Source organism: Gardnerella sp. 30-4 (assembly GCF_001641215.1).
GTDB lineage: Bacteria > Actinomycetota > Actinomycetes > Actinomycetales > Bifidobacteriaceae > Bifidobacterium > Bifidobacterium leopoldii.
In genome coordinates, this window is the sequence record NZ_LXJL01000079.1 from 1 (window position 1) to 3,998 (window position 3,998).

A 3,998-nucleotide genomic window follows, 5' to 3' on the forward strand; every position below is an offset into this window, starting at 1 on the left:
ATAAAAATACTTTCACCAATCTTGACTATTAAGAAGAAAGCTCCAGCTACGATAGCAATAGTGCCGCCGGCAGAAAGTTTCAGTATTACAGCCAAAGCTAGTCCAATTAAAGCAATCGAAACAGCAGTAATTACGCATGCAAGCACGAATTTATTTATAGAAGCAATTCTTCCCTTTAATGCTGCAGCAGGAGCAGCAATAAGAGATACTGAAACAACTGTACCAACTGCTGGAATAATAACGGAAACAGTAATAATAATCAAAGCAAGAACCATGCCCTGTATAAAACCTGATCTTCCGCCTGCAGCACGGTAATTAATAGGGTCAAACGAGCAATGCACAAGATTAGCAGAATTAAAAACCCATAATCCCAAAACAAGTAAGAAAGCAACAGAGGCTGAAATCACGTCTGCAGGAGTGCAATTAAGCAATGATCCAGTTAAAAATCCCTCAATACGCAATGGCAATGGAGCAAACCACTTATTTAAAAAGTATCCACTAGCAAAGCCGACAGTTAAAGTAATGCCAGCTGCAGCTTGCGAAGAAATGCCTTTAAGATGCGAAAGTGCATACATTACTAAGGAAAGTACAACGCACGCAACAGCAGCACCAACAAAAAGCCCAAGCGACAAAATATTTTGATCTATTGTATAAGCAGAAGTTAAAACTACACCTAATACTGCTCCAGGAAATGCAGCATGAGTAATAGATTCAGTAAAGAATATTCGCTGATTAAGAAGAGCAAGAGAGCCAACAAAACCGCATAGAGCACCTACAACAATTGCTTCAACTATAGGTAGAGCGATAATTTGCCAAATACTTACCATCTATGCCCTACCTTTATAAGATTTTGCTAAAACTTGCATATCGCTATCGCTTGTATGAGTTTTATGCGCAAAAACTATAGATGAAATAACTTGGAACAGCCAGCGCACAACAAGCACAACTACGAACATTGCACACATGCTTAATGCAATTGCTGCTTGAGGAGAAATAGGATGATCAAGCTCCAAATTCATAACGTACATACCAAGAACAACTCCAGCAATACCAACAAAAATACCAACTGCAACCATGCGCCCAACTGTTCTAGACACTAAACGAGCACTAGCTCCTGGAATAATAAGGTATCCGATCACAAGAAGAACGCCAACAGCTGAAGATGCAGAAACAACAACCGCAGCAATACCAACGTTAAGAACAATATCTACAAAAAGAGTATGCACTCCCATTAATGGAGCACTTGCTCGATCGAAAGCAACAATAATCTGCTGTTTCCAAGTTGCCAAAAGCACAATAATTGCAAACAAGCAAATCCACATTGCTTGAGTCATTCGCTCATCAGTGACATCAAGCAGCCTACCAAACATCAATGCCTCGAGCTGACCTGACATATCACCTTTTTTTAGTGAAATTACTACACCAAGAGCAAAGAAAGTAGTTAAAACAGTTGCGATAATCGATTCATTTATGCGAGCTGAACGAGAAGCCCACACTAACGCAGCAACTAAAAATACTGAACAAATTGCAGCACCAGGAATAATTTGATCTATGCCACCGTACAAAGCGCCTACAACAATTCCAGGAAATATGCCATGCACAATAGCTTCCGCATTAAATTCAGCACATCTCAAGTTCACGAATACACCAACGATTCCGCTAGCTATAGACAGAACTATAAGTAAGCAGAACGGGCGAAAAATATAAGGAGCAGAAGCAATAAAATCAAAACCTGGAATTGGTTCCAGAGCTTCTCTTAATGACTCAACTAATTGGGCAAGCATTGAAAATCAGCCTTCCGCAATTTCCGAAAAAGTAAGACCTGCAGAAGCAGCAGGCATGCTTCCACCATATGCGCGAGTAATATTTTCTTTAGTCATTACTTCTTTAAGCGCACCAAAAGCAATCTGCTTGCCAGCTAAAAGTAGCGCTTTTTCACAAATAGCATCTGCAATAACTAAATCATGCGTAGACACAACAAAAGCAATACCTTCTTGCTTTGCTGATTTCATAATATTAAGAAGTTCTCGGCGATTCGGTTCATCAAGACCATTAAAAGGTTCGTCGAGCAAAATAAGCGTTGGCTTTGCAACAATAGCGCGCGCAAGAAGAATGCGTTGGCGCTGACCGCCAGAAAGGTCACCAAATCGCACATCTGCACGATTTAATAAACCAACATGATTAAGAGCATCCTCAACAGCTTTTTTCTGATCTTTTTTAAGCAATCCAAGAAAACCTGTCTGTCTACTTAAGCCCATTGCAACAACTTGCCGTGCAGTAATAGGGAATGTTAAATCCAAATCAACCTGCTGTGGCACATATCCAATAGACAAAGCCTTAGGCATTTTCAGTTCACCGCGACTTACGCGCACGATACCAATAATAGCCTGCAAAAACGTTGTTTTTCCAGAACCATTTGGACCTATTAAAGCCAAAGCTTCCCCGGCTTGCACACTGCCATTAATACCAGTCACTACAGTTTTATAACCGTATGCCAGGTCGCAATTTTTCATTGCAAGGACGCTCTTATTCACTATATTTCCAGTCTTTTCAGTTTATTAATAAGTATTCGTAACAGTAACTTCCTGCTTTCGCTATTAAACTTTCGCTATTAAAGTTACTGTTACGATACTATTATTTTTACTGTTATTTATATGTCACTTCTTCAATGCAGTCTTAACTGAATCTGGAAGTTCAGGAACATTACCATTCCAAGCTTTCACCAATGTTTCAACATTGTGAACAATGGAACCGATGTAAGTTTCTCCGGCAGATCCGACTGGTCCAAGCGAATCTCCATAAAGTGCGTCGTCGCCAATAACAGCCTTTACTCCTGCTGCTGCAGCAACAGCCTTGATAGACTTGGAATTGTTAGAATTCTCAGCAAAAATCGCAACAGCTCCGGACTTCTTGACATCTTCTGCAGCTTTCTGAATATGATCTGCAGTAGCATCCTGCTGGCTGTTGAAATCAGAAAGTGCTGCACCAATGAACTTCACATTGTAGTCACGAGAGAAGTAGCCAAAGGCATCGTGAGAAGTGAAAAGAACACGATGCTTTTGTGGCACACTATTCAAAGCTTTAGTTGCCCAAGCATCCAAATCAGTCAAAGACTTAACGAACTTTTCAACATGCTCATCGAAAATAGACTTGCTCTTAGGAAGAGCTTTCCCGAGGAAATAACCGATATTCTTAACCTGAATCATCGTGTTCTTCGTGCTGGTCCAAATATGTGGATCGTACTGGAATTCAGGCTCCTTCTCGCCTTCTTCTGGAGGGAATGGCCACTTTTCAGCATGCACCTTAGCGATACCGCGATCAACCTTGTATGGAAGATCCTTTTCCTTAGCAGCCTCAGCCTTTGAATCCTTGATTTCATCAGCAGTGAGAATACCGGAAGTTACACCCATAGTGCCCTTAAAACCAGTAGCTTTCACAGCTTGATCCAAGAAGTGCTCGAGATCTACACCAGAAACGAGCATCAAATCAGCCTTAGAAAGAGCTTTAGATTGAGCTGGAGTCATTTCATGCTCATGAGCAGAAGCATTTGGCGCAAGCAAGCAGGTCAAATTAATTGTTGACTTTGCTTTGTCTTGAGGAGCTCCGATTACAGACTTCTTGCCCTGAGAATCAGTCTTATTGAGGCTCAATCCAGATTTTGCGTCAGCAGTTGAAGCGATTTGAGTTACGTAATCGCAAATTTGAGTTGTAGTTGCCACTACATTTACTTGATTGCCCTTCGCCTTATTTTCGGCATTTTTTGCAGAGCCGCAAGCACCCATAGAAGTTGCTAGTAATGCAACCGCAGCTGCAGTTGCGAAAATTCGTGAAGTTTTCACACTCGTTCCTTTCGGGAATCTTTAACTATTATTGCATGGGTTGATTGTGAGAGGTACTCATGAAAGCTATTCATGAAAAAAATAATCATTCGCAATAACGCTTATAGCATAAGAAAAATATGCGTGACGGTCAATAAAAAATGTGAAAAAATATAATTA

General features: G+C 40.7%; 4 protein-coding genes. All 4 read right to left on the minus strand.

Annotation, left to right across the window (positions count from 1 at the left end; all coding sequences use genetic code 11):
• The coding region (locus tag A5294_RS04985; protein ID WP_064340607.1) for a metal ABC transporter permease at positions 1-827 on the minus strand (827 nt) is incomplete at its 3' end.
• On the minus strand, positions 828-1,784 hold the full coding sequence (locus A5294_RS04990; RefSeq protein WP_004574321.1) for a metal ABC transporter permease: 957 nt from the start codon (positions 1,782-1,784) through the stop codon (positions 828-830).
• A gap of 6 nt (positions 1,785-1,790) precedes the next feature.
• The gene (locus A5294_RS04995; protein ID WP_004574322.1) at positions 1,791-2,513 is read right to left on the minus strand and encodes a metal ABC transporter ATP-binding protein; all 723 of its coding nucleotides are present in this window, start codon (positions 2,511-2,513) and stop codon (positions 1,791-1,793) included.
• 144 nt (positions 2,514-2,657) lie between these two features.
• A complete protein-coding gene (locus A5294_RS05000; RefSeq protein ID WP_004106533.1) occupies positions 2,658-3,839 on the minus strand; it encodes a metal ABC transporter substrate-binding protein in 1,182 nt (393 codons plus the stop codon).
• Positions 3,840-3,998 lie beyond the last annotated feature (159 nt).

What these genes read in the sequence shown, in the direction of transcription:
- A5294_RS04990 (WP_004574321.1), bottom strand. Translation starts at nt 1,784, where the DNA reads ATGCTTGCCCAATTAGTTGAGTCATTAAGAGAAGCTCTGGAACCAATT.
- A5294_RS04995 (WP_004574322.1), bottom strand. Translation starts at nt 2,513, where the DNA reads ATGAAAAATTGCGACCTGGCATACGGTTATAAAACTGTAGTGACTGGT.